The organism is Rhizobium sp. PP-F2F-G48 (assembly GCF_004342335.1).
Classification (GTDB): domain Bacteria; phylum Pseudomonadota; class Alphaproteobacteria; order Rhizobiales; family Rhizobiaceae; genus Ferranicluibacter.
Genome location: NZ_SLVH01000004.1, coordinates 185,725 through 211,734 on the forward strand (window position 1 = coordinate 185,725; position 26,010 = coordinate 211,734).

Consider the following 26,010-nt stretch of genomic DNA (forward strand, 5'->3'; position numbering starts at 1 on the left):
CTTGCGGCGATGGAGGGCATACCGGCAGCGGTGCCGTCAGGGCATAGGCTGACGGTTCCCCAAGCTTTATCCGAACACGTGCTCTCTGCGCAGGTCCTCTCCGGGCAGGTGGCCGATCAGGCGCAGGGCGTGCCCCTTCTGCCGTCCAGCCTCTGGGTCTATCTCTCGGCGACGCCGCTGTTCTGGCTGACCGCGACGCTTGTCGTCTGGCTGCTCGCCAATGCTGCTGCCCGCCGCGCGAACGGACATCCGCTGGTCAATCCGGTGCTGATCTCCGTTATCGTCATCGGCATGGGTCTGACGCTCGGTGGCGTCGCCTATCCCGCCTATTTCGAAGGCGCGCAGTTCATTCACTTCCTCTTGGGTCCGGCAACGGTCGCGCTGGCGGTGCCGCTCGTGCGGCAGATCAAGCTCGTCGTTGCCAATCTTCTGCCCATGCTGGCGGCGCTTGCCGCCGGCAGCATCACCGCCGTTCTCAGCGTTCTCGCGCTCGGGTCCCTCTTCGGCTTTCCCGATGCGCTCACCGTCTCCATGGCGCCGAAATCCTCGACGGCCGGCGTCGCCATGGCGATTTCGAAAGGCCTCGGGGGCGATCCGGGCCTCACCGCCGTCTTCGTCATCCTCACCGGCATTACCGGCGCGGTCGTCGTCACGGGTTTGATGAACCGCATGCGGATCACCGACTATGCGGCGCGCGGCTTTGCGGCGGGTCTCGCGTCCCACGGCATCGGTACCGCCCGTGCCTTTCAGGTCGATCCGGTGGCGGGCCTCTTCGCCGGCATTGCCATGGCGCTGAACGCGTTGGTCACCGCGCTGATCGTGCCGCTGTTTCTGTAGCAGAGACCTGGGAAACCCTGGAGATAGCCCGTCTCGAACGCAGAACACCGGCTCGAACGCAGAACACCGGCCGTCGCCGGCCGGTGTTCTCGATGTCATCGGGTCGCAGTCTTCAACCGAAGACGACGAGCAAGTCCTTCGTGTCGATCTGGTCGCCGGCCTTCACCAGCACTTCTGCGATCGTGCCGTCCTTTTCAGCGTGAAGCGCGGTTTCCATCTTCATGGCTTCGATGGAGAGCAGCACGTCGCCGGCCTTGACGGTCTGGCCGGCGGAGATGGCGACGGTCGAGACGACGCCCGGCATCGGCGCGCCGAGATGGGCGACGTTGCCGGCTTCGGCCTTGCGGCGCACGGCGGCGGTCGCCGCGCGGTTGCGGTCGGGCACCTTGATCATGCGGGCCTGGCCGTTCAGCTCGAAGAAGACCTTGACCATGGCCTGCTCGTCCGGCTCGCTCTTGGCCTGGTGCTGGATGACCAGCGCCTTGCCGCGCTCGATCTCGGGTAGAAGCTCCTCGCCCGTCGTCAGTCCGTAGAAATAGGCATTCGTCGGCAGCACCGAGACGGGACCGTAGGTCTCGACAGCCAGCGCGTAGTCGGTGAAGACCTTGGGATACATGAGGTAGGAGGCGAACTCGGCATCCGACACCGGACGGCCGATCTTGGCCTCGACCTCCTGGCGTTCGGCATCGAGATCGGCGTCCGGCAGCAGCGACCCTGGGCGATCGGTATAAGCGTCCTCGCCCTTCAGCGCCTTCTTCTGCAGCGCTTCCGGCCACCCGCCCGGAGGCTGACCGAGATCCCCCTTCAGCATGGAGACGACCGATTCCGGGAAGGACACGTCCTTGGCCGGATTTTCGACGTCGGCAACGGAGAGATCCTGACTCACCATCATCAGCGCCATGTCGCCCACCACCTTGGAGGACGGCGTGACCTTGACGATGTCGCCGAACATCTGGTTGACGTCGGCATAGGTCTGGGCGACCCGATGCCACTTGGTCTCCAGACCCAGCGAGCGCGCCTGTTCCTTGAGATTGGTGAACTGGCCGCCCGGCATTTCGTGGAGATAGACTTCCGATGCCGGTCCCTTGAGGTCACTCTCGAAGGCCGCATACTGGTGGCGCACGGCTTCCCAGTAGAAGGAGATGCGGCGGATCGCTTCGGGATCGAGACCCGGATCGCGCTCGGAGCCCTTCAGCGCTTCGACGATCGAGCCGAGGCAGGGCTGCGAGGTGTTGCCGGACAGCGCGTCCATCGCGGCATCGACCACATCGACGCCCGCATCCACGGCGGCGAGCACGGTTGCCGCGGCAATGCCCGAGGTGTCGTGCGTGTGGAAATGGATCGGCAGGTCTGTCGCCTCGCGCAGCGCCTTGAACAGCACGGTGGCCGCCGCCGGCTTCAGCAGGCCGGCCATGTCCTTCAGCGCGATCATGTGGGCGCCGGCCCGTTCCAGCTCGCCGGCAAGGGCCGTGTAGTATTTCAGGTCGTATTTCGGGCGAGCGGCGTTGAGAATGTCGCCGGTGTAGCAGATCGCCGCTTCGCAGATGCGGTTCTCCTCGTTCACGGCGTCCATCGACACGCGCATGTTCTCCACCCAGTTCAGGCAGTCGAACACGCGGAACACGTCGATGCCTTCGCGGGCCGCTTGGCGCACGAAGTATTTGACGACATTGTCGGGATAGTTCTTGTAGCCGACGCCGTTCGCCCCGCGCAGCAGCATCTGAAGAAGCAGGTTCGGCGCGTCCTCGCGGATGCGGGCGAGACGGTCCCACGGATCTTCGGTCAGGAAGCGCATGGAGACGTCGAAGGTCGCGCCGCCCCAGCATTCGAGCGAGAACAACTGCGGCAGGGCTTTCGCATAGGTACCGGCGATCCGTGCGATGTCGTAGGTCCGCATGCGCGTTGCCAGCAGCGACTGATGGCCGTCGCGCATGGTGGTGTCGGTCATCAGCACGGGCTTTTCGGCACGCACCCATTCGGCGAATTTTTTCGGCCCGAGTTCGTCCAGCTTCTGCTTGGTGCCGGGCACGATGTCGGTCTTGACGTAGGGCACGACCGGTTTTGCGACATCGGCCGGCGGGCGCGGCCGGCCCTTGGCTTCGGGATGGCCGTTGACGGTGACGTCGGCGAGATAGGTCAGCAGCTTCGACGCGCGGTCCTGACGCTTGACCTGCTGGAAGAGCTCCGGCGTCGTATCGATGAAGCGCGTCGTATAGGAATTGTCCCGGAATTTTGGATGCGTGATGATGGCCTCGAGGAAGGTGAGGTTCGTCGCCACGCCGCGGATACGGAATTCGCGCAGGGCGCGCTCCATGCGGGTGATCGCCTCGGCCGCTCCCGGCGCCCAGACGGTCACTTTGACCAGCAGCGGATCGTAGAAGCGGGTAATGACCGCGCCGGTATAGGCCGTGCCGCCATCGAGCCGGATGCCGAAGCCGGCCGCCGAGCGATAGCCGGTGATACGGCCATAGTCGGGAATAAAGTTCTGCTCGGGGTCTTCCGTCGTAATGCGGCACTGAAGCGCGTTGCCGTTCAGCCGGATGTCCGCCTGCTTCGGCACGCCCGATTCCGGCGTCCCGATCGCGTGGCCGTCGAGAATGTGGATCTGCGCCTTGACAATGTCGATGCCGGTGACGACTTCGGTCACGGTGTGCTCGACCTGGATGCGCGGGTTCACCTCAATGAAGTAGAACTTGCCGGTGTCCATATCCATCAGATACTCGACCGTGCCGGCGCCGATGTAGCTGGTCGCCTGGGCGATCTTGACCGAGTAGGCTGCAAGCTCCTGGCGCTGCGCCTCGTTCAGATAGGGGGCGGGCGCCCGCTCCACGACCTTCTGGTTACGGCGTTGAACCGAACAGTCACGCTCGAACAGGTGCACGACATTGCCGTGGGTGTCGCCCAGAACCTGGCTTTCCACATGGCGTGCACGCTCCACTAGCTTTTCCAGATAGACTTCGTCCTTGCCGAAGGCGGCCTTCGCCTCGCGCTTGGCTTCCGTCACTTCGCGGGCAAGATCCTTCGGATCGCGGATGGCGCGCATGCCGCGCCCGCCGCCGCCCCAGGAGGCCTTGAGCATGATCGGATAGCCGATCTCCTCGGCCATGCGCGCCACCTGCGCCATATCGTCGGGCAGCGGTTCGGTGGCAGGGACCACGGGAACGCCGATCTCGATGGCCAGATTGCGGGCGGCGACCTTGTTGCCGAGGCGGCGCATCGTATCGCCCGTCGGGCCGATGAAGATGATGCCGGCTTCCTTGCAGGCATCCACGAATTCCGGGCTCTCCGACAACAGGCCGTAACCCGGATGGATCGCGTCCGCACCCGAGAGCTTGGCGACCCGCAGGATCTCGTCGATCGAGAGATAGCTTTCGATCGGTCCGAGGTCGCGCTCCAGATGGGGCCCCCGCCCGATCTGGTAGCTTTCGTCCGCCTTGAAGCGGTGCAGGGCAAGCTTGTCCTCTTCGGCCCAGATCGCCACCGTCTTCAGGCCCAGCTCGTCGGCTGCCCGAAACACGCGGATCGCGATTTCCGATCGATTGGCAACGAGAATCTTTTTAATGGACAAGCTGGCCTCCTACACCTTGACAGGCGGTTCTGCTGCACCGCGGAATAACTTCTATCGGTTGCCATTCGGAAGTTCAATTTCGGATTTCATGCGCATGTCATATTCGACGCCCTCTCGCGTCCTGTCCTTCCAAGCGATCGAAGTCCCGGACCGCAGCGTGTTCAGCGACACTGACGCAACACGATAGCCAATCCCGGACACTCTCGGAAGGGCTGTTGCGAGCGGTGAATGCACCGCCTCCATTTCGCTGCGACGCAACATGAATACCCCGTTCAGCGACCATTCATGTTGCGATTGCGATAGTGGCGTCATCGAACAGGGAGAAGCACGCCTTCTGACCGGTTCGCCATCAAGCCGGGCCGGTTGGCCGGTCTGGCGCGACAACGAGTTTTCCCACGAGGGATAAGATAGTGTCATTGTTTCAGGTCTATGCGAGAGCCCTCCAGTATCTCGCCGCTCACAAGCTTCGCGTTTCCGCCATCGTGGTCGCCAATATCGTCCTGGCCTGCATCACGATCGCCGAGCCGATCCTGTTCGGCCGCATCATCGACGCGATCTCCTCCAAGACGGAAGTCACGTCGACCCTGATCATGTGGGCGACGCTCGGCATCTTCAACACCATCGCTTTCGTGCTGGTTGCCCGTGAGGCCGACCGCCTGGCGCATCAGCGCCGCGCGACGCTGATCACGGAAGCCTTCAGCCGCATCATTTCCATGCCGCTGTCCTGGCACAGCCAGCGTGGCACGTCGAACGCGCTGCATACGCTGCTGCGGGCTTGCGAAACGCTGTTCGGCCTCTGGCTCGAATTCATGCGCGAGCATCTCTCGACGGCCGTTGCGCTGACGCTGCTGGTTCCCACCGCCTTTGCGATGGACTGGCGCCTGTCGATCGTCCTCGTCGTTCTCGGCACGCTCTATGTCGTCATCGGCAAGCTCGTCATGGCGAAGACCAAGGATGGCCAGGCTGCGGTCGAAGGTCACTATCACACCGTGTTCGGCCATGTGTCGGACGCCATCAGCAACGTCTCGGTCGTTCACAGCTACAACCGTATCGAAGCCGAAACACGCGAACTGAAGGCCTTTACGCAGAAGCTCATGTCGGTCCAGCTGCCGGTCCTCGACTGGTGGGCGCTGGCCAGCGGCCTCAACCGCATGGCCTCCACGATCTCCATGATGACGATCCTCGTCATCGGCACCATCCTCGTCCAGCGCGGCGAACTGGGTGTCGGCGAAGTGGTTGCCTTCATCGGCTTTGCGAACCTTCTGATCGGCCGTCTCGACCAGATGAAGAACTTCGTCAACCAGATCTTTGAAGCCCGCGCCAAGCTGGAAGACTTCTTCAACCTGGAAGACTCGGTTCGTGACCGGGAAGAGCCTGCCGATGCCGGTGAACTGAACCATGTTCGTGGCGACGTCGAGTTCCGCGACCTGACCTATCATTTCCCGGGCACCTCGGACGGCCTGCACGACATCAACATCAAGGTGAAAGCCGGCCAGACCATCGCCATCGTCGGCCCGACCGGCTCCGGCAAGACCACGCTGATCAACATGCTGCAGCGTGTAAACGAACCGGCCTCCGGCAAGGTCCTGATCGACGGCGTCGATGTTGCCAAGGTGACCCGCAAGTCGCTGCGTGCCTCGATCGCCACCGTCTTCCAGGATGCCGGCCTGCTCAACCGGTCGATTTCGGACAACATCCGTCTGGGCCGCGAAGATGCCACGCTCGAAGAGGTCGTGAAGGCCGCTGAAGCTGCCGCTGCTTCGGACTTCATCGAAAGCCGTGACACGGGCTACGACACACGGGTCGGCGAACGGGGCAACCGCCTCTCCGGCGGCGAGCGCCAGCGGATCGCGATCGCTCGTGCCATCCTGAAGAACGCACCGATCCTGGTGCTGGACGAAGCCACCTCCGCGCTCGACGTGGAAACCGAAAACCGGGTGAAGGACGCCATCGACAACCTGCGCAAGGATCGTACGACCTTCATCATCGCCCACCGTCTCTCGACGGTTCGCGAAGCCGACCTGGTGGTCTTCATGGACCGTGGCCGGATCGTCGAAATGGGCGGGTTCAACGAACTCAGCCAGTCCAACGGCCGCTTTGCAGCCCTGCTGCGGGCCTCGGGCATCCTGACGGACGACGACGTCCGCCGCGCGACGGCTGCCTGATCCGTCAGCGATCGAAACACCGGATACGAGAACGCCCCGTTGAAAGCGGGGCGTTCTTGCGTTGGGGCTAGGCATTGGCGTCGTGGTCAGCGGCGAAGGGCCGTGACCTCGATCTCGATCAGCATTTCCGGGCGGATCAGGCCGCAGACGACCATGGTGGCCGCCGGGCGGATCTCGCCGAAGGCTTCCCCGAGGGTCGGGAAGACCCGGTCGGCGAAGGCGGCATCGGTGATGTAATAGTGGCAGCGAACGACATCGGACAAAGAGAAGCCGGCTTCCCGGACGACGCCTTCGATGGTCCTCAGGCAATTGCGGGCCTGTTCTTCCACCGTGTCGGGCATGGTCATCGTCGCGTAGTCATAGCCCGTCGTGCCCGAGACGAAGCACCAGTCGCCCTGCACCACGGCACGCGAATAGCCCGCCGTTCTTTCGAACGGCGAGCCGGAAGAGATCAGATGGCGGGTTTCCGGTGCTTCAGCGCCGGGCATCAGGCCCAGGGCCGCTCGACGGCATTGACCTTCTCGAAGCCATCGATGGCCGAGACCTTTTCCAGCGTCAGGCCGATATCATCGAGACCGTTCAGCATGCAATGACGCTTGAAGGCGTCGAGCTCGAAGCTGATCTTGCCGCCGTCGGGGCCGGTGATCTCCAGGTTTTCCAGATCGACGGTGAGAACGGCGTTCGAGCCGCGGCTCGCATCGTCCATCAGCTTTTCCAGATCCTCGGGGCTGACGACGACCGGCAGAATGCCGTTCTTGAAACAGTTGTTGTAGAAGATATCGGCAAACGACGTCGAGATGACGCAACGGATGCCGAAGTCGAGCAGCGCCCACGGCGCATGTTCGCGCGAGGAGCCGCAGCCGAAGTTGTCGCCGGCAACGAGGATCTTGGCATCCTTGTAGGCGGGCTTGTTCAGAACGAAGCTTTCGTTTGGCGTTCCGTCCTCGTTGTAGCGCGCCTCGGCGAACAGGCCGGTGCCGAGCCCGGTGCGCTTGATCGTCTTCAGGTAATCCTTCGGAATGATCATGTCCGTGTCGACATTGACGACGGGCAGGGGAGCGGCGACGCCGGTGAGCTTGACGAACTTGTCCATGGCCTTGCGACTTTCGTTTCCAGAAGAGGGAATTGCTCGCGCTTTAGAGCAAAACGCCGATGAATTGAAGGAAAATTTCTGGCTGTGAGGCGGCCTCCGCGACACCTGGGTGCCGGAAACGCGCGTTAACCCGCATCTTTCGGTTGCCATTCCGGAGCGAGGTCTTGGAGAACGAAACCTGCGGCATAGGTAAAGCGTTGAGGACGGTGCGCATGCAATGCGCCGCCCCACCACAGGAGGACGTTCCCAATGGGCATTTTCGATAAGATCAAGGACGCGATCTTCGGCCATCACGATAAGGCCGCTGCACCCGCGTCGCCGACCGGCACGACCATCAACCCGACCGGCACCGGTCCCGTCGTCGCATCGACGGCACCCTCGGCCACGCCGGTTGCCCCGACGGGAACGGCAGGCACGGCTACGGCGGGCACGACGTCCGGGACCCCGGCAGCGGCGCCGTCGCAGGCACCTTCGGCCACATCGGCATCCGGTCCGGTCGATGTCGCAGCCATGCTCGACAAGGCCGTTGCCGCCAAGGGCCAGAAGCTCGACTGGCGCCACTCGATCGTCGATCTGATGAAGGCGCTTGGCATGGAAGCGAGCCTTTCGGAACGCAAGGAACTGGCGCAGGAGCTGCATTATACCGGCGACGCGAACGATTCCGGCAAGATGAACATGTTCCTGCACAAGGCGCTGCTGCAGAAGCTGTCGGAAAACGGCGGCAAGGTTCCGGCCGAACTGCTCGACTGATCCGGATCCTCACGGATCGACGTCGAGGTCAATAAAAAGGGCTTCCGCGGCGACGCGGAAGCCCTTTTGTTCGGTGTGGCTTTTCAGAATGGACGGCTCAGATTTCAGGGCAGCCGTCCCGGTTGGCGAACGTGATGCGCTGCGGACCGCGGCGGGTCATGCCTTCGACGACGACGCGACGTTCGGTGACGCGGACGACCTCGGGATCGCGCAGGCCGGAATCGCGGGCAGCGGCGCGGGCTTCACGCTCGCCGCAGCGATCGCGACCACGCTCACGACGGGGCTCGCGAATGACCGGACGAATGCCGTCCGGGCCGACACGCAGCTCGACACCCTGGGCGTTGGCAACGCCCGCAAACCCTGCGGTTCCGCCCGCTGCAATCGCCAGCGCCATGCCGGCAGAAACGAGAACTTTCATCATGATACGACCTCCCACGCGCCATTTCGCGCCTTGAACAATCTCCTTCAATCCAATTGGCAGAATTTGGTTCCAGCGCTTTGACAGGACATGATGCGAGAGCGCCGAGGCATGTTGCCATGCCGCGGCGCATCCCGGGTTCTCAATCGTCGCTTTCCATCATGGCGGGCTCGATGGCGACGGGCTCCATGGCGTCGCGTCCGCCGGCAATGATCGACCGCTTGCCGACATGGTTCGCCGCGCCGACCAGGCCTTCGCGCTCCATGCGCTCCACCAGGGAGGCGGCCCGGTTATAGCCGATCTGGAGGCGGCGCTGGATGTAGGAGGTCGAGCACTTCTTGTCGCGCAGCACCACCTTCACGGCCTTGTCGTATAGGTCCTGACCGTCTTCCTCGGCCATGCCGGACTTGTCGAACACAGCCGTATCTTCTTCGGGAGCCTCTTCCACCTCGTCCGCATCTTCCGTCACGGTGCCGAGATATTCGGGACGGCCCTGGGCCTTCAGATGAGTGACGACCTTCTCGACCTCTTCGTCGGAGACGAACGGCCCGTGGACACGGGCGATGCGTCCGCCGCCGACCATGTGCAGCATGTCACCCTGTCCGAGCAGATGTTCGGCACCCTGCTCGCCCAGGATGGTGCGGCTGTCGATCTTCGACGTCACCTGGAAGGAGATGCGGGTCGGGAAGTTGGCCTTGATCGTGCCGGTGATGACATCGACCGAGGGACGCTGCGTCGCCATGATCAGGTGGATGCCGGCGGCACGCGCCATCTGGGCGAGCCGCTGGATCGCGCCTTCGATCTCCTTGCCGGCCACCATCATCAGGTCGGCCATCTCGTCGACGATGATGACGATATAGGGCATCGGCGCGAGGTCGAGTTCCTGCTCCTCGAACACCGGCTCGCCGGAGCCGCGGTCGAAACCGGTCTGGACCGTCGTGAACACCGTTTCGCCCTTGGCGCGGGCGATGGCTGCGCGGCCGTTATAGCCGTCGATATTGCGCACGCCGAGCCGCGACATCTTGCGATAGCGGTCTTCCATTTCCCGCACCGCCCATTTCAGTGCCATGACGGCCTTCTTCGGGTCGGTGACGACGGGGGTCAGGAGATGCGGGATGCCGTCGTAGATCGACAGTTCCAGCATTTTCGGATCGACCATGATCAGGCGGCATTCCTCGGGCTTCAGCCGGTAGAGCAGCGACAGGATCATCGTGTTGATCGCCACCGACTTGCCGGAACCCGTCGTTCCCGCAACAAGCAGGTGCGGCATCTTGGCGAGTTCCGCCACGACCGGCTCGCCGCCGATCGTCTTGCCAAGGCAGAGCGGCAGCTTGAACTTCGTTTCCTCGTAGCTGTGGGACTCGATCATCTCGCGGAAATAGACCGTTTCGCGCACGGGATTGGGCAGCTCGATGCCGATGACGTTGCGGCCGGGAACGACCGCGACGCGGGCCGACAGCGCCGACATGGAGCGGGCGATATCGTCGGAGAGGCCGATGACGCGCGAGGATTTGACGCCGGGTGCCGGCTCGAACTCATAGAGCGTGACGACCGGGCCCGGCCGGACATCGATGATCTCGCCGCGGACGCCGAAGTCCTCCAGCACGCTTTCCAGCAGGCCGGCGCTCTGCTCCAGCGCTTCCTGGCTCATGGAGGTGGTCTGCTGGAACACCGGCTCCTGCAGAAGATCGACTGGCGGCAGCTGATAGCCCTCCATCTCCGGCAACACCGAGAGATCGATGGCGCGGGCGGCGGCACTCAGTTGCAGCGAGGGGGTCAGACGTCCGGCGAGAACCTGCGCGGCGCGGATGCGCGGCTTGAAGGCAGCCGGCGCATCCGCCTCGGCAACTTCGGGAACGGCGGAGACTTCGGCGGCAACCGGCTCCGGGGCAGCATGTGGCGCAGGCTCGGCTTCGACCGTCGCGACATCCGCGACGTCTTCGGCGATCGGCAAGACCGGAGCCTTGGTCGCGCCGACCTCGATCACGCGGTAGAGCGCCGTGACGGATTCCGGGCTTGCGCGAAACGCGATGGCCGGCATGACGGGTGGCGTCGAAAGCGCAAGCGTTTCGGGCGAGGTCGGGGTGGCGGCCTGCTCGGGCACCGTCTCGACAGCCGCGGCCTCGCGAATGGCTGGAGCCGGAACGAGAGAGAGCGACGGATCGAAATCCGGGTTCGACAGCAGTGTCTCGAAGAAGAGCGCGTCGTTGATCGCAAAGCTGAAGGCGCGGGGTGCGACGGTCGCGATGACGGGCGCCTCCGCCTCGACGGTCACGGTCTCGATGACAGGCGTCAAAACAGGCTCCGCTTCCATCGTCTGGACTGCCGCCGGCGCGCCGGCGCGCGGTGCTTCGATCTGCGCCTGAGGCCATCCCTCCGGCTGGGAAAATTCGCGGCGCAGTTTCAGCGCCAAGGCGAGCGCGCCACGCGCTGTCGCGAAGTCGGTGGGGATATCGAAGGTCTGTGTCATTTCAGGGCGTTCCATTGAGGCGTTGGCCTCTGTCATGTCCGCGGTCAACGCGGCGAGGGGCTCGTTGATCTGCACCATTTCGAGCATGGGCGGCGATTTCGGGCTGCGTTTGGGGTAGGCGCTGTCCGGTGTCCGGGTGAAGCGGACATTCGGGCCGATGACGAAGTTGCTTTGCCAGATCGGCGCGCGTCCTTCGATCTCGCCCGCGGCCATCTCGTCGGCATTCTCCGTATCGGTGCCCGACAGGAAAGCGCTGCCGAGCGTCTCCGGCGTGCCGTAGATGCGCTTGACCGGCTCGATGCGCTGGTGCGCATCCTCCGCTTTCGTCGTTTCGATACCGTGGGGAAGATTCGTTCTGGATAGACGCATGGGAACCTGCAAACTCGGGAACATGAGGGCCGATGGGCACCTCTATTCAATAGAAAATAAAGGTTAATCAGCCCTTTCCACGCGACACGCCCAACAGGGGTGAAAGGCCGATGTCCCTTTGCTACAGTATTGTAATCGTTGACTTAAGAATTATAACTGCTCTGAAATGCGCAAAAAAATTTCTCGCAAGGCTGGAACCGGACGGCAAAGCAGGTCATTAATACGTCAGGCGGAAATGTGCAGGCGCGACCCGCCCGCGTCGAAGCAAAGTGAGGAGACGCAGATGAACACTCTACTGCCAGAGCTTCACCAGGGGCATGCTCCGATTACCCTGCATCAGCTGTTCCGCGAGGCGATCGACGCCTATGAGGAATGGGACGGCGGCGCCGATGCGCCGACCCTCTACTACCAAGGTGCACTCCTGCCGATCACGCTGATCTTCGATCATATGCGCGGATGCACCGATATTCTGCCGACGTCCGTCCGGGAGGTGGTGACGTCGCAGTTGACCAAGCCGTGGTCGAGCGAAAGCCCGCTCGACGACATGACGGTGTCCACGGCGGCCCGCATCATGGGCATCATGGTGCGCAAGCGTCAGGTGCGCAACGGTCGCGCCGATATCAATGCCTTCATCCGACGGATGGAGCGACAGCAGGCGCATCGCGCCGTTCGCTGAGAACCAGACAAGGGGCTGCGAAAGCGGCCCCTTTCTCGTTGTACGACGGCCTTTTCGTCCGACGGGGCGTCCTACCCGTCGATGGCAGACGTTAACGGATCGTGAAAACCGCTTGATGGCGGGCCGGACCCATGGTGTAATCCAGGATCACGACAGAAACCGCATATGTGTGAACGCATGCGCCGGTGACGTCCCAGGGACGATCGGGGCGAGGGCATCAAGTTCAACAATCCGACACCTGCCAGAGGTGGCAGCAAGGGAGGAATGATATGACGGTTCAGGGCTTTTCCATGTCCAGCCGACGCGCACCTGGCGACCCGCTCGATATCGCGGTGGTCGGTCGTGGCTTCTCCGGCATCATGATGGCCATCGCTCTCCTGAAGACGGTCTCGCAACCCTTCCGGTTGCGCCTTTTCGATCCCGCGCCCACCATCAGCGGCGGACAGGCGCTTGCCGGCGCGCGTTCGACCGAAATTCTCAACAGTCGCGCACGGGATCTCTCCGTGGCGACCGGGGAGCCGAAGGATTTCACCCGCTGGCTGCAGGCCAGCAGCGAGTTTCGCGATGCGGTGTCCGCCGCCATACCCGGTTTCGGACAGATCTTCGTGCCGAAGTCGATCTTCAGCGATTATGTCTACCAGCGCTTCTCCGAGGCGCTGGCCCAGCGGCGCGACGTCACGGTGCAGATGTCCCATGATGTCGCCGACGATCTTCGACGGCTCGATCATGGCGGCGTGCGTCTCGGCTTTGCCGATGGCGGCGCCATGGTGTTCGACGACGTGATCCTTGCCACCGGCTACGGGCTGAAGGCCGATGCCGGCGACGTGGCGCGGGCGGTGACCCGGGAAATCACCACGCGGGAAAGCGTCGAAAAGCATGTGATCGTCATGGGCAGCGGTCTTCGGGCCATCGACCAGGTGCTGCAGCTGCGCGATGCCGGGTTTGCCGGACGGATCTCCATCCTCTCGCGCCGTGGCTTCCTGCCCCAGCCGCACACGCGGCTTGCTGCCGATTCCGTGTTCCCCACCCAGCCCATGCCGTCGCAGCTGCGCCATATCCTGCGGTTCGTGCGGGAGGCCTGTGCGGAGGCGGAAGAGAACGGCTGGAGCTGGCAGGCGGCCATGAACGGGCTGCGCAAGCGGGCAAGCTCGCTCTGGTCGTCGCTTCCGCCCAGCGAGAAGCGGCAGTTCAACCGGCATCTCCGCTCGATCTACGACGCCCATCGCAACCGGTTGCCTGCCGACGTCCATGCCCGGCTGGAGCGCGAGCTCGGCGCCGGCCTGACGGACCTCAGGCGTGGCACGGCGCTGCGGCGGTCGAGCGAAGGCCTCGTCGTGCGTTGGGCCGGGGAGCAGGGCGAAAGCCTGTTCACGGCCGACCGGATCATCGATTGCCGCTGCCTGTCGGCCGATCTCGACGTGCCGGTGATCGCCGCCGCCCTTCGCAATCAGCTCGCTGTCACCGACGAACTGCATCTCGGCCTCGCGGTCAATTCGGCCGGCGAGCTTCTGGACACGCGTGGCCGCCCGGTTGGCCTCTTCGCCATCGGCCCGCTCGGGCTGGGCTCCCTGCCGGACATCGATCTGGTGCCGGAGATCGTCGCCCAGACCTATGCCGCAGCCGCCCTCATCGACCTGCGCGCCCGCCCGCAACGACAGGCCGGCTGAAGAAAGCATCTGTCTCGCAAAGGGCCTGTTCAGCGACGGGTCTGGCGAGCGTTTCTCCCCGAGGTTCCCGTCTCTCCTTCCTGCTCCCCGGCAAAGTCCGTTTGCATTGACAATGACGGGGGCTGGACAGAGAGTGACGACGGAACCGGCCACCTTGAGCAGGCCGGACCTTGTGGGGGAAATTCGCTATGCGCGCGACACTTCGGTTTTCCGTCGGTCTTCTGATGCTGCTCGGTTCGACGATTTCGGCCGTGGCCGCCGGGGGGCGAACCGTCGTCACGACGCCGGACCGCGACTATTTCGGTTTCGACCTGCGCACCGAGCAGAATCTCTCGCTGGCCGCCTGCGAGAAGGTCTGCATCGCGGACCGCAACTGCCGCGCCTTCACCTATAATCCCAAGGTGAAATGGTGCTTCCTGAAATCGGATTTCCATACGCTCAATGATTTTCCCGGCGCCGTCGCCGGCCGGATCGCCGATGCTGCCACGGCCGGCCCGGATATCGGCGCGCCGCTCGCCTTGCCTTTCCTGTCGGACGATCTGGTAACCCAGGCACGAGACGCCAAGCGCGCGCTGACCGTGCCGGACGATCGCGCCGAAGCCGGTCGCGCGGCGCTCGTCGCGCAGGCGGCTCGGGAACGCCAGGATGGCGCGATCGAGGCATCCCTGCAGAGCCTCATGGCTGCCCTTGCGATCGATCCCGAGGATGGGCGCTTGTGGACGCAGGCCTCCCGCACGGCCAATCTCATCACCGGCAATGCGACGGTCGCCAACCAGTCGGCGCTCGCCGCCATCAATGGCTACGAGCTTTCGCGCACCGCCACCGACCGCGCCGATGCCCTGACGACGCTGGCGCAGGCGCTGGCGGCCACCGAAAGCTACCGCCCGGCGCTCGAAGCCTACAAGGCGAGCCTTGCCCTCGTCGAAAACCCCACAGTGCGGGCCGCTTTTGCCGAGCTGCGCAGCAAGAACGGTTTTCGCGTGATCGGCAACACGGTGGAGGCGGAGGCCGCTTCGCCGCGCGCCTGCGTGCAGTTTTCCGAGCCGCTGCAGCCGGGCGTCGACTACACGCCATTCCTGGCGCTCGACAAAGCCGCGCCGCAGGCCGTCGAGGCGAAGGACAGCCAGATCTGCGTCGAAGGGCTGTCGCATGGCCAGCGCTACAAGCTGTCGCTGCGTCCGGGCCTCCCGTCATCCGTCGAGGAGCCGCTCGAGGCCGCCGTCGATCTCGATCTCTACATTCCCGATCGCCCGGCCATGGTGCGCTTCACGGGCGACAGCTTCGTGTTGCCGATGACGGCGCGCCGGGGCATTCCGCTCGTCTCGGTCAACACGACGAGCGCCAATCTCAAGCTTTATCGCGTCGGCGATCGCAACATCGCCCAGCTGCTGACGAACTCGCAATTCCTCACCCAGCTCGACGGCTACAGCGCCGACCGCATTCGCGACGAGAGCGGGGAGCTTGTTTGGCAGGGCACGATCGATCTCCAGACCGACCTCAACAAGGAGGTCGTCACCAGCTTCCCGGTGGACGAGGCGCTGCCGCAGCGCAAGCCCGGCGTCTATGTGCTGACGGCCGTCTCGGCCACCGGCGCGTCCAACGAATGGGACAGCCAGGCCACACAGTGGTTCGTGGTCTCCGATATCGGCCTGTCGACCTTTGCCGGGACCGACGGCCTCAGCGTCTTTACCCGCTCGCTGTCATCCGCACGGCCCCTGCCGGGCATCGTGCTGGAGCTCGTCGCCAAGAACAACGAGGTGCTCGGCACCGCGACCAGCGATGCCGACGGCCGCGCCGTCTTCGATGCAGGCCTGCTGCGCGGGGCCGATGCCGCTCTGCCGGCCGTGATCTCGGCCCGGGCCGGGACGGACGACTATGTGTTTCTCGACATGACGCGCGCCGGCTTCGACCTGTCGGATCGTGGGGTTACAGGTCGCCCGGCTCCGGGTGCCGTCGATGTGCTGACCTGGACCGAGCGCGGTATCTATCGCGCCGGCGAGACGGTTCATGTGTCCGCGCTTGCCCGCGACCCGACCTCCACCGCCGTTCCAGACCTGCCGCTGACCTTCGTGTTCCTGCGACCGGATGGCGTCGAGGACCGGCGGATCGTCTCGACGGACGGCAAGCTCGGCGGCTATACGCTCGAGATGGCGCTGCAGCCGAACGCCATGCGCGGCACCTGGACCGTGCAGGTCTTCACGGACCCGAAGGGCAAGGCGATCAGCGAGAAGCCGTTTCAGGTCGACGACTTCGTGCCGGACCGCATCGAATTCGATCTTGCAAGCACCGCAAAGGCCATCACGCCCGGCATGCCGGTGGCCGTGACCGTCGATGGCCGCTACCTCTATGGCGCGCCGGCAGCGGGCCTCGAGCTCGAAGGCGATGTGCTTTTGAAACCGACGCATGAAAATGCCGATTATCCCGGCTATGTCTTCGGCCTTGCGGACGAGGAGAACACCGAGGACAGCCGCCAGACGCTCGAAATGTTGCCGCCGCTCGATGCGGACGGAAAAGCGACGTTCGATGTCGATCTTTCCGAGCTTCCCGCCACGACCCAGCTCGTCAACGCCACGATCGCGGTGCGGCTTCTGGAGGCCGGCGGGCGTGCCGTCGAACGGACGCTGGAGCTTCCCGTGCGATCCGAGACCGACCGGATCGGCATCAAGCCGAATTTCAGCGGCGCACTCACCGAGAATTCGACGGGAACGTTCCAGGTGATCGGCGTCGGGCCGGATGGCGCGCGCAAGGCGATGACGGGCCTGAGCTGGAAGCTCATGAGCGTCGAGCGCCAATATCAGTGGTATCGCGAAGGAACGGCCTGGCGTTACGAGCCCATTCTCTCGACGAAGCTTCTGTCGAACGGCACGGTCGATGCGGGTCTCGAAGGCGGTACGCTCAGCGTTCCCGTCACCTGGGGTCGCTATCGGCTGGAGATCGCGGGTCCCGGTGGCGATCCCGTCTCCAGCGTCGAGTTCGATGCCGGCTTCTACGTCGCGGCAACCTCGACGGAGACGCCTGACGGGCTGGAGATCGCGCTCGACAAGGACAGCTACAAGGTCGGGGAAACCGCAACCCTCAACGTCTCGCCGCGTTTTGCCGGCGAACTGCTGGTGACCGTCGGTTCCGAAACGCTGATCGCGACCAAGTCCGTCTCGATCCCCGCGACCGGAGACAAGATCGCCCTGCCGATCACGGCGGAGTTCGGCGCCGGCGCCTATGTCACCGCGACGCTCTATCGCCCGGGCGATGCGCAGGAAAGCCGCATGCCGATGCGTGCGATCGGCGTCAAATGGCTCACGGTCGATCCGGCCGAGCGCAAGCTCGACGTGTCCATGACGCTGCCGGACAAGACATTGCCCCGCCAGACGCTGAACATTCCGGTCACCGTCGCGGGTGCCGGTATCGGCGAGGAGGCCTATGTGACGCTCGCCGCCGTCGATGTCGGCATTCTCAATCTCACGCGCTATCAGGCGCCGGATCCGGATGGCTGGTACTTCGGCCAGCGCCGGCTCGGGCTCGAGATCCGCGATCTCTACGGCCGCCTGATCGATGGCTCGCTGGGTGCGACCGGACGTCTGCGCACTGGCGGCGATGGCGGTGCCATGGCGCTGCAGGGCAGCCCGCCCAAGGAAAAGCTGGTCGCCTTCTTCTCCGGCCCGGTCAAGCTCGATGCCGAGGGAAAAGCCATCATCGGCTTCGATATTCCGCAATTCAACGGCACCGCGCGCGTCATGGCCGTGGCCTGGACGAAGACCGGCGTTGGTCATGCGAGTGCCGACGTGATCATTCGCGACCCGGTCGTCGTCACGGCCAGCCTGCCGAAGTTCCTGGCGCCCGGCGACAGTGCCGAGGTGCGTCTGGATATCGCCAACACCGACGCGCCGGCCGGCGATCTCTCGATCACGGTCGAAGCCGATCCCTCCCTCTCCGTCGATACGGCGTCGCTCGGCCAGAGCTTCGCCATTCCGGCCGGCTCGAAGATCGACGTGACCCTGCCCTTGAAGGGCGTGCAGCCGGGAGACGGCACGCTGACGGTCAAGATCGCCGGTGCCGATGGCCTGTCGCTCGACCAGATCCTGTCGATCCCGGTCCGGCCTGCCTCCCTTCCCGTCACCACCCGCCTTCCGGTCGAGCTGAAGCCGGGGGCGAGCCTTGTCGTGGACGAGGGTCTGCTGGCGGAAAGCCAGCTGCGCGGGGCGTCCGTCAGCCTTAGCGTCAGCCGGGCTGCGGCGTTCGATATTCCCGCCCTCCTGATGGTGCTCGACCGCTATCCCTATGGTTGCGCCGAGCAGACGACGAGCCGCGCCTTGCCGCTTCTCTATCTGAGTGAACTCTCCGCTCGATCCGGTCTTCCCGTGGACGGCGATGTGCGGACGCGGGTCCAGGATGCGATCCATCGCGTCCTTTCCTACCAGTCGTCCTCGGGCAGTTTCGGGCTCTGGGCGCCGGGTTCCGGCGATCTCTGGCTCGACAGCTACGTGACCGAGTTCCTGACCCGTGCCCGCGAGAAGAACTTCGACGTGCCGGAGCAGGCCATGGTGCAGGCGCTCGACAACCTGCAGAACTCCCTTTCCTACGACGTCAACGTGGCGGAGCAGGGCAATGGCATCGCCTATGCGCTCTATGTTCTCGCGCGCAACCGCAAGGCTGCCATCAGCGACCTTCGCTATTACGTCGATACGAAGCTCGGCGAATTCCCGACCGCGCTTTCCAAGGGCCATCTGGCAGCGGCTCTTTCGCTCTATGGCGATGCGAACCGGGCGGAAACGGTGTTTTCGCAGGCAGCCACCATGTCGAAGGATGCCAAGATGGCCGATCTCGCCCGGTCGGATTACGGCTCTGCGCTTCGGGACGATGCAGCCGTCCTGACGCTCGCCGCCGAAAGCCGTCCTGTTCCTACGATCATTCCGGCACTTGCGAAACAGGTGGCCGCCGCCTGGGATCGCACCTCGACGACCAGCACGCAGGAACAATTGTGGATGCTGCTTGCCGCCCGTGCCGTATCTGGCGGAGATGAGGGCCTTTCCCTGACCGTGGACGGCGTGGCGACCTCGGGCACCTTTGCCGCCCGCAAGACGGGTGACGAGATTCTCGCCCGGCCCGTCACCATCGCCAATAGCGGCCCGGATCCGGTGACCGCGACGGTGACGACCGTTGCCGCGCCTGCCTTCCCGCTGCCGGCCGGCGGCAATGGCTATGCGATCGAGCGCAGCTACTACACGCTCGACGGCGAACCGGCGAATGTCAGCGAGGCCCGCCAGAACGAGCGCTACGTGGTGGTGATCAAGGCGACCGATCTCAATCCCGGTCCCGCCCGGATTCTGGTGACCGACCTTCTGCCCGCCGGCTTCGAGATCGACAATCCGACGCTGGTGGACAGCGCCAAGCTGTCGAATTTCGAGTGGCTGGGCGAGATGCAGGCCGCCCACAGCGAGTTCCGAAGCGACCGTTTCGTTGCCGCTTTCGACCATGCGTCCGGCGATGCGAACGAGATGACGGTTGCCTATGTCGTGCGCGCCGTGACCCCCGGCACGTACGATCATCCCGCCGCAACCGTCGAGGATATGTACCGTCCGCAATTTTCCGCCCGCACGGCGACGGGCCGCATGGAGGTTCGGGCGGTCGAGTGATGCGTCCTTCGGATAGCCCACTCTTGAAGCCTCGCGGTCTTGCCCGGACGATGAGCGCCACCCTCGTCGGTGGCGGCATGCTTGTCGCGGTCGTCGTTGTCGCCGGTTTCGGCATCGATGCCGCGGATCATGCCTATCCGCCGCCGCTCGACGGCCCGGCGCTCGCGACATCGGCCGAAATGGTCGATCGCGACGGCCGGCTGTTGCGCGCCTTTGCGACAGTCGATGGACGCTGGCGGCTGAGGACGACCGCAACGGATGTCGATCCGCAATTCGTCCGGATGCTGGTCGCCTATGAAGACCGCCGGTTCGCCGAGCATGGCGGCATCGATTTTCGCGCGCTTGCCCGTGCCGCCGTGCAGTTCATTACCCATGGGCGCATCGTGTCCGGCGCCTCGACCCTGTCCATGCAGGTCGCCCGCCTGATCGAGCCGCGCGAAAGCCGGTCGATCGGTGCAAAACTTCGGCAGATGGTTCGCGCGTGGCAGCTGGAGCGCCGGCTGACCAAGGCGCAGATTCTCGACCTCTACCTCACCCATGCGCCCTATGGCGGCAATCTGGAGGGCGTGCGGGCGGCAAGTCTTGCCTATTTCGGAAAGGAGCCGCGCCGCCTGACGGTCGCGGAGGCCTCCCTGCTGGTGGCCCTGCCGCAACTGCCCGAACGTCGCCGCCCGGACAGGCATCCCCGGGCGGCCGAAACGGCCCGGGCCCGCGTGCTGGAGCGTGCTGCGGTTGCCGCCGTGATCGGCGAGGGGGAGGCGGAGCGCGCAAGCCTCATGCCCGTGCCCGGGCGCCGGCGTCCCTTGCCGACGCTCAGTCCGCATCTCGCCGAAACCGCCCGCCGCAAGGCACCTGCCGCCCCCACGCTGCGCACCACGCTGGTTGCGCCGGTTCAGGCCGCGCTCGAATCCGTGGCGAAGGCTGCAGCGGAGCGGGCGGGGCCGCGCCTCTCGATCGCGATGGTCATGGCCGATGCGGCCACGGGCGAGATCCTGGCAGAGGTGGGGTCTTCGGATTATTTCGATTCGAGCCGCAAGGGCTGGATCGACATGACCCGCGTGCCGCGCTCGCCGGGATCGACGCTCAAACCCTTCATCTACGGCCTTGCCTTCGAGGAGGGGCTGGTCTCGCAGGAGACCGTGATCGAAGATCGCCCTGCCGACTTCTTCGGATATCGCCCGCGCAACTTCGACATGACCTATCAGGGCGACGTCACGATCCGTCAGGCTTTGCAATTGTCGCTCAACGTTCCCGCCATCCGCTTGCTGGATGCCGTCGGCCCGTCCCGGCTGATGTTGCGCATGCGCCGGGCCGGCATCAACCCCATCCTGCCGCCCGAAGAGACGCCGGGTCTGGCGATCGGGCTCGGGGGCCTCGGCGTGACGCTGCGCGATCTGGTGCAACTCTATGCCGGGCTGGCGAATGAAGGGCACCCTGTGCGCCTCGGCGACGGGGTCGATTCCGTGCCCGGACCGATGTCCGGCGAGCCGATGCTCGATCCGGCCGCGACATGGCGGGTGGCCGATATTCTCTCCGGCGTCCTGCCGCCCACCGGAAGCGCCCGCCGTGGGATCGCCTACAAGACAGGCACGAGCTATGGCTACCGCGATGCCTGGTCGGTCGGTTATGACGGGCGGACGGTGCTTGGCGTCTGGGTCGGGCGCGCCGACAACGGTGCCGTGCCGGGCATGACCGGCTATGCCACGGCGGCGCCGGTCCTGTTCGAAGCCTTTGCCAAATCGGGCATTGCCGGCGTGCCGCTGCCGCGGGCGCCGGCGGGCGCCGTTCGCATTGCGGCACAGGAGCTGCCCATCAGCCAGCGCCGCTTCTCCATGACGACGAGCGGGCTGCCTCGCGCCACCATACGGGAAGCCGCGCCGCAGATCGTCTATCCGCCCGAAGGCGCGCGCGTCGATCTCGGCAAGGATGTCGCAGGCGTGCCTTTGCCGCTCATGCTCAAGCTGCAGGGGGGCCGGGCGCCGTTTCGCTGGCTGGCCAATGGCCGGCCCCTGGCCGATCTGACCCGGCGGCGCGTCAACCAGTGGGTGCCGGATGGGGCCGGCTATTCGACGCTGACGGTGATCGACGCGGCGGGACGTGCGGCAAGCGTCCGGGTGTTCCTGCAGTGATCAACGCTTTCTGACTTGAAAGCGCACGCGCGGCAGCGCGCCTGTTGCCGCCGCGTCAGTTCTTCTCGTCGAGCGCCTTCAGCACACGCTTGAGAAGTTCTTCCTCGTCGAGAACGCCGTGTCGATAGAGCGTGAGGACGAGGGCGGCGACAGGATTGCTGGCATCGCTGTCGGGCGCGATCTTGCGTTTCTTGCGAGCGGCGTCGTAGACGCGCTGACAGAGAGCGACATGCTCGGGAAGCATGGGTTCGTTACGCCAAGGCATCGGTTCAGTCTCTTCTCGTTAACGCTGCCAGGCGATGGCCGAGCAGTTTTCATGTTCGGGATATCCCGTAAATGAAAATAGGGCAGTTCGGGTAAAAGTGTAAAACCTCATTTGGTTCGATTTACGGAAAAACAATGGTTCTCCTCGAAAAAGAAGCGCGTAGAAGGCAAGAATTCTTCCAACGCTGACGGCTTATAAACAGCAAGCAGGCCTCCTGAATCCGTCGGGGTGCCGGTTTTTCTACGACAGCCGCTTTGATCCATACTGCAACTTCCACGACATATTGAAATAGCTGTGGTAAACGTTACGTGACATGAGATGGATCGTACGGTGACGACATCCGCGCCGGATCGGCCAATAAAGGCTGCTGTAGAGTAGCCGGGAGCATGTCATGCTGGGCTCGTATGTTTTTCAGGAAGGGACTGTGATTACGCCGACAGAGATGGATATGCTCTTTCGCGTCTTCCAGCGTCTCTGCGATCATCGCCAGATACCCCATACCGGCCCGAAGGCCGAAATCGAGGCCGCCTATCTCGTCGCCTTGTTCAGCGATGGCCTGAATACGGAAGAGCTTCTGTGGAGCGTGGTCGGCGCCGAGGCGTAAAACAGCGCCCCGGCCGTGATTTCCATAGCTTGCCATGTGATGGCATCCCGGAACGCGCGAACGGTCATCACGTTTGCACACGTCAAGCCGATGGTCAGGTTGCGGTGGCTCTGCGAACGGCTGCCTTGATGGCGGCTTCCAGACCATCTGCATCATAGGGCTTGCGCAACAGCACCGCATCCGGTGGCGCCCTGTCCGGTGCGTGATCGTTGCCCGTGGCAAAGACGATGCCGAGGGACGGGTTCGTCGCCAGAGCTTCCGTGGCCAGATCCGCGCCGGAGGCATCGGGAAGGCCGAGATCCGTCACGAGAACGTCGATCGTGCGATCGGCCAGCCTCTCCCTTGCCTCGCGCGCACTGCCCGCCTCGATCACGGCATGGCCGAAATCCTCGACGAGTTCGACGGTGTTAGCGCGGATCAGCGGGTCGTCCTCGACCACCAGAACCGTCAGCGGCGCCGGCTCGGGTGCCCGTGTCACGAGCGGCACGGATACGGGAGCCGCCGGGACGGGCGCGTCGGACGTTGCTGCTGAAGGATGGGGCGTGGCTGCACCTGACGCGTCGTGACCGGGAGCGATCGTGCCCGAGACCCGCATGTTCATGGCGGAGCGCTGTTTCTGGTTGGCGATGACATGCCGGATCTTCCGGGCAAGCGCCTCGCGGGTATAGGGCTTGGAGAGAAGCTCGACGCCCGCATCCAGGCGGCCGCCGTGAACGATCGAGTTCTCGGTGTAGCCCGAGGTGAAGAGCACGGCGATATCGGGCAGGCGCTCTTTTGCCTTGCGCGCCATCTCCACGCTTTTCAAAGGTCCGGGCATGACGACGTCCGTGAACAGGAGATCGATCGCGATGCCGCTTTCCACGACGCTCAGGGCGTTCTGCGCATTGGTCGCTTTCAAGACGCCGTAGCCGAGATCGCTCAGCATCTCCACGACCGTGTTGCGCACCTCGTCGTCATCCTCCACCACGAGGATCATTTCCGTGCCGCCGACGACGGGGCCGGACTGGATCGTGACCTCGCGGTCTTCGCCGGCCGTGGCACGGGGCAGATAGAGCTTGACCGTCGTGCCGTGACCGACCTCGCTGTAGATCTTCACATGACCGCCCGACTGCTTGACGAAGCCGTAGACCATCGACAGGCCGAGCCCGCTGCCCTTGCCCTCGGCCTTCGTGGAGAAGAACGGCTCGAAGACCTGCTCCAGCACCTCCGGCGCAATGCCCGATCCCGTATCGCTGACCGAGAGAACCACATATTGGCCCGCCTCAACTTCGGCATGGTTGCGGGCGTAGTCGTCATCGAGATAGGCGTTGCCGACCTCGATCGTGAGCTTGCCGTTGCCTTCCATGGCGTCGCGCGCGTTGATCGCAAGGTTCAAGACCGCGTTCTCGACCTGTACCGGATCGACGAACGTGTTCCACAAGCCGCCGGCGACGATGGTTTCGAGCTCGATCGCCTCGCCGATCGAGCGTCGCAGCAGATCGTCCATGCCCGACATGAAGCGGCCGACATTGATGACCTTGGGCTCCAGGGCCTGTCGGCGACCGAAGGCGAGGAGCTGGCTTGCGAGCTTGGCGCCGCGGCTGACGCCGGCCAGTGCGTTGGCGACCCGCCGTTCAGCCCGCTCGTTGCCGGCCACGTCCTTGGACAGAAGCTGCAGATTGCCGGAGACAACCTGCAGCAGATTGTTGAAGTCGTGGGCGACGCCGCCGGTCAGCTTGCCGATCGTCTCCATCTTCTGCGCCTGTTGCAGAGCCCGCTCCGCCTGGCGGCGTATGGCGATCTCCTCGCCGACGCGGGCCTCCAGCGTCTCGTTGAGCAGACGCAACTGCTCTTCGGCGCGCTGGCGGTGGCGAACCTGCCGCTCCAGGTGAACCGCGTGGCGGCGCAGCTCGTCTTCCGCCTGCCGCTGGTCGCTGATATCGGTATGGACGCCGACCCATTCGGTGATGTCGCCCTGCTCATCGAAGATGGGAACGCCGCGAATGGCAAACATCCGCCAGGCGCCGTCGTGCCGGCGCACCCGGTGCTCCCAGATGAAGGTGTGCCGGTGTGCAACGGCGCCGTTCCAGGCTTCGACGGTCGCCTGCCGGTCGTCGGGATGCACCGCATCCGCCCAGCCGTAGTCCTGATAGGCTTCGTAGGCCTGGCCTGTCAGTTCGGCCCAGCCCGGCTGCGGCCCGATCATCCGGCCATCGGCGCTGTTGGTCCAGAGCACGCCATGCACGGCGCGCACCGCGGCGCGAAACCGGTCGTTGCTGGCCACCAGCTCCCGTTCGGCGCGTTTGCGGTCTTCGATGTCGATCAGCAGGATGTAGATGCCATCGACCGTGCCGCCATCGGTCATCCGCGGAAGGTATCGCACCTCGGCGGTCCGGTCGTCGCCGCCCGGCCTGCGGATCACCGTGTCCGTGACGACAGGCTCGCCGGCAAAGGCGCGATCGAGAAAGGGGAGGCGCTTGCGATAATAGTCCTCGCCGATAATCTCGCCGATGTGCCGGCCGACGACCGCACTGGCGGGATGGCCGAACCAGTCCAGATAGCCCTTGTTGGCAAAGCGGTAGATGTGATCGACATCCAGGAACCCGACGAGAATGGGCAGCGCATCGCTGATCCGGCTCAGTTCGGCCTGGCTTTCGGCCAGCGCCCGTACGGCCCGCACCCGATCGGTGTTCTCCAGCACTGTGCAGAGAACGCCATCGACCGCGCCTTCGTCGTTGTAAATGGGCGTGTAGAACAGGTCGAAAACGATCTCTTCGGGCCGACCATTTCGGTTTAGCACGAGAGGCTGATCCCGAAAGCTCTGGACCTCACCCTGAAGGCCGCGGCTCAGGATCCGGCTGTTCCAATCCCAGATTTCCGGCCAGATTTCCGGCACCTTGCCGCCGAGCGCGCGCGGATGATTGCCGCCGGCGATTTCCCGGTAGCCGTCATTGTAGATCATCACATGATCCAAACCCCACATCAGCACCTGCGGGATCGGCGAATTGATCATCGAGTTGACCTTGATTCGCAGATTGGGCGGCCAGGTGGACATCGGCCCGAGCGAGGTCGAGGCCCAGTCGAAGTCCCGAATGCGGCCGCCAAGCTCGCCACCGCCGAAGGGCCAGGTCGCCTTGCTGGAACCAATGCTCATGATGTTCGTATCTCGCCGGCTGTGCGTGATGGATCGGGATAGGGATGACTACTACTGCATTATCCGGGAAATCGGAATCGATTCGCCGCAAAAAATCCTGCGACAGCTCAACGCGTTAGAGCCGAAGGACAGGGACGACGAACGCGAGGAGCCCAATGGCAAGGCGCCTCGCCGGGCGATGGCCTTTCTGTGCGCCTCGACGGAACCGAGATGGCAGACCGTAGTTCGACGGTGCA

Annotated in this window: 15 protein-coding genes; 8 read left to right on the plus strand and 7 right to left on the minus strand. The window is 64.5% G+C overall.

Annotated elements, in window-relative coordinates; all coding sequences use genetic code 11:
* Window positions 1-129 precede the first annotated feature (129 nt).
* Entirely contained in the window at window positions 130-837 is a 708-nt protein-coding gene (locus C8J36_RS12110; RefSeq protein WP_132535452.1) for an LrgB family protein, read from the plus strand.
* A 112-nt stretch (window positions 838-949) separates the two neighbouring features.
* Here the strand turns inward: C8J36_RS12110 and pyc are convergent, their stop codons facing one another.
* A complete protein-coding gene (gene pyc, locus C8J36_RS12115; RefSeq protein WP_132535208.1) occupies window positions 950-4,405 on the minus strand; it encodes a pyruvate carboxylase in 3,456 nt (1,151 codons plus the stop codon).
* A 410-nt stretch (window positions 4,406-4,815) separates the two neighbouring features.
* Here pyc and C8J36_RS12120 point away from each other — a divergent pair, with 410 nt between their 5' ends.
* The gene (locus tag C8J36_RS12120; protein WP_062596380.1) at window positions 4,816-6,570 is read left to right on the plus strand and encodes a glucan ABC transporter ATP-binding protein/ permease; all 1,755 of its coding nucleotides are present in this window, start codon (window positions 4,816-4,818) and stop codon (window positions 6,568-6,570) included.
* Between the two features lie 86 nt (window positions 6,571-6,656).
* On the opposite strand, the gene C8J36_RS12125 is transcribed toward C8J36_RS12120, so the two are convergent.
* Both C8J36_RS12125 and leuD read right to left on the minus strand, forming a co-directional pair.
* Complete coding sequence (locus tag C8J36_RS12125) at window positions 6,657-7,058, minus strand: RidA family protein (protein WP_132535210.1); 402 nt, start codon at window positions 7,056-7,058, stop codon at window positions 6,657-6,659.
* Window positions 7,058-7,663 carry a 3-isopropylmalate dehydratase small subunit gene (leuD, locus tag C8J36_RS12130; protein ID WP_132535212.1) on the minus strand — a complete coding sequence of 202 codons (606 nt, stop codon included), beginning with the start codon at window positions 7,661-7,663 and terminating at the stop codon, window positions 7,058-7,060. The genes C8J36_RS12125 and leuD overlap by 1 nt, the downstream gene beginning before the upstream one ends.
* Window positions 7,664-7,912: 249 nt before the next feature.
* Here leuD and C8J36_RS12135 point away from each other — a divergent pair, with 249 nt between their 5' ends.
* Window positions 7,913-8,413, plus strand: coding sequence for a DUF3597 domain-containing protein (locus tag C8J36_RS12135; RefSeq protein ID WP_062596377.1), 501 nt, complete (start codon window positions 7,913-7,915; stop codon window positions 8,411-8,413).
* A 97-nt stretch (window positions 8,414-8,510) separates the two neighbouring features.
* Here the strand turns inward: C8J36_RS12135 and C8J36_RS12140 are convergent, their stop codons facing one another.
* Window positions 8,511-8,834, minus strand: coding sequence for a hypothetical protein (locus C8J36_RS12140; protein ID WP_132535214.1), 324 nt, complete (start codon window positions 8,832-8,834; stop codon window positions 8,511-8,513).
* Window positions 8,835-8,973: 139 nt separating this feature from the next.
* Window positions 8,974-11,514: a DNA translocase FtsK gene (locus C8J36_RS12145; RefSeq protein ID WP_245506550.1), complete on the minus strand. Its 2,541-nt coding sequence runs from the start codon at window positions 11,512-11,514 to the stop codon at window positions 8,974-8,976.
* 439 nt (window positions 11,515-11,953) lie between these two features.
* On the opposite strand from C8J36_RS12145, the gene C8J36_RS12150 reads away from it, so the two are divergent.
* The 4 genes from C8J36_RS12150 (at window position 11,954) to pbpC (ending at window position 21,772) form a co-directional block, all read left to right on the plus strand.
* Complete coding sequence (locus C8J36_RS12150) at window positions 11,954-12,346, plus strand: hypothetical protein (protein WP_132535218.1); 393 nt, start codon at window positions 11,954-11,956, stop codon at window positions 12,344-12,346.
* Window positions 12,347-12,615: 269 nt separating this feature from the next.
* Window positions 12,616-14,013, plus strand: a complete 1,398-nt coding sequence (locus tag C8J36_RS12155) for an FAD/NAD(P)-binding protein (RefSeq protein ID WP_132535220.1) — start codon at window positions 12,616-12,618, stop codon at window positions 14,011-14,013.
* A 188-nt stretch (window positions 14,014-14,201) separates the two neighbouring features.
* Complete coding sequence (locus C8J36_RS12160) at window positions 14,202-19,643, plus strand: alpha-2-macroglobulin family protein (RefSeq protein WP_132535222.1); 5,442 nt, start codon at window positions 14,202-14,204, stop codon at window positions 19,641-19,643.
* A 77-nt stretch (window positions 19,644-19,720) separates the two neighbouring features.
* Window positions 19,721-21,772, plus strand: a complete 2,052-nt coding sequence (gene pbpC / locus C8J36_RS12165; RefSeq protein WP_245506551.1) for a penicillin-binding protein 1C — start codon at window positions 19,721-19,723, stop codon at window positions 21,770-21,772.
* Window positions 21,773-21,827: 55 nt separating this feature from the next.
* Here the strand turns inward: pbpC and C8J36_RS12170 are convergent, their stop codons facing one another.
* Window positions 21,828-22,037, minus strand: a complete 210-nt coding sequence (locus C8J36_RS12170; RefSeq protein ID WP_132535224.1) for a hypothetical protein — start codon at window positions 22,035-22,037, stop codon at window positions 21,828-21,830.
* Window positions 22,038-22,461: 424 nt separating this feature from the next.
* Between C8J36_RS12170 and C8J36_RS12175 the strand changes: the two genes are divergently transcribed.
* Window positions 22,462-22,641, plus strand: coding sequence for a hypothetical protein (locus tag C8J36_RS12175; RefSeq protein WP_132535226.1), 180 nt, complete (start codon window positions 22,462-22,464; stop codon window positions 22,639-22,641).
* Between the two features lie 94 nt (window positions 22,642-22,735).
* On the opposite strand, the gene C8J36_RS12180 is transcribed toward C8J36_RS12175, so the two are convergent.
* A complete protein-coding gene (locus tag C8J36_RS12180; protein ID WP_132535228.1) occupies window positions 22,736-25,774 on the minus strand; it encodes a PAS domain-containing protein in 3,039 nt (1,012 codons plus the stop codon).
* Between the last annotated feature and the right edge of the window lie 236 nt (window positions 25,775-26,010).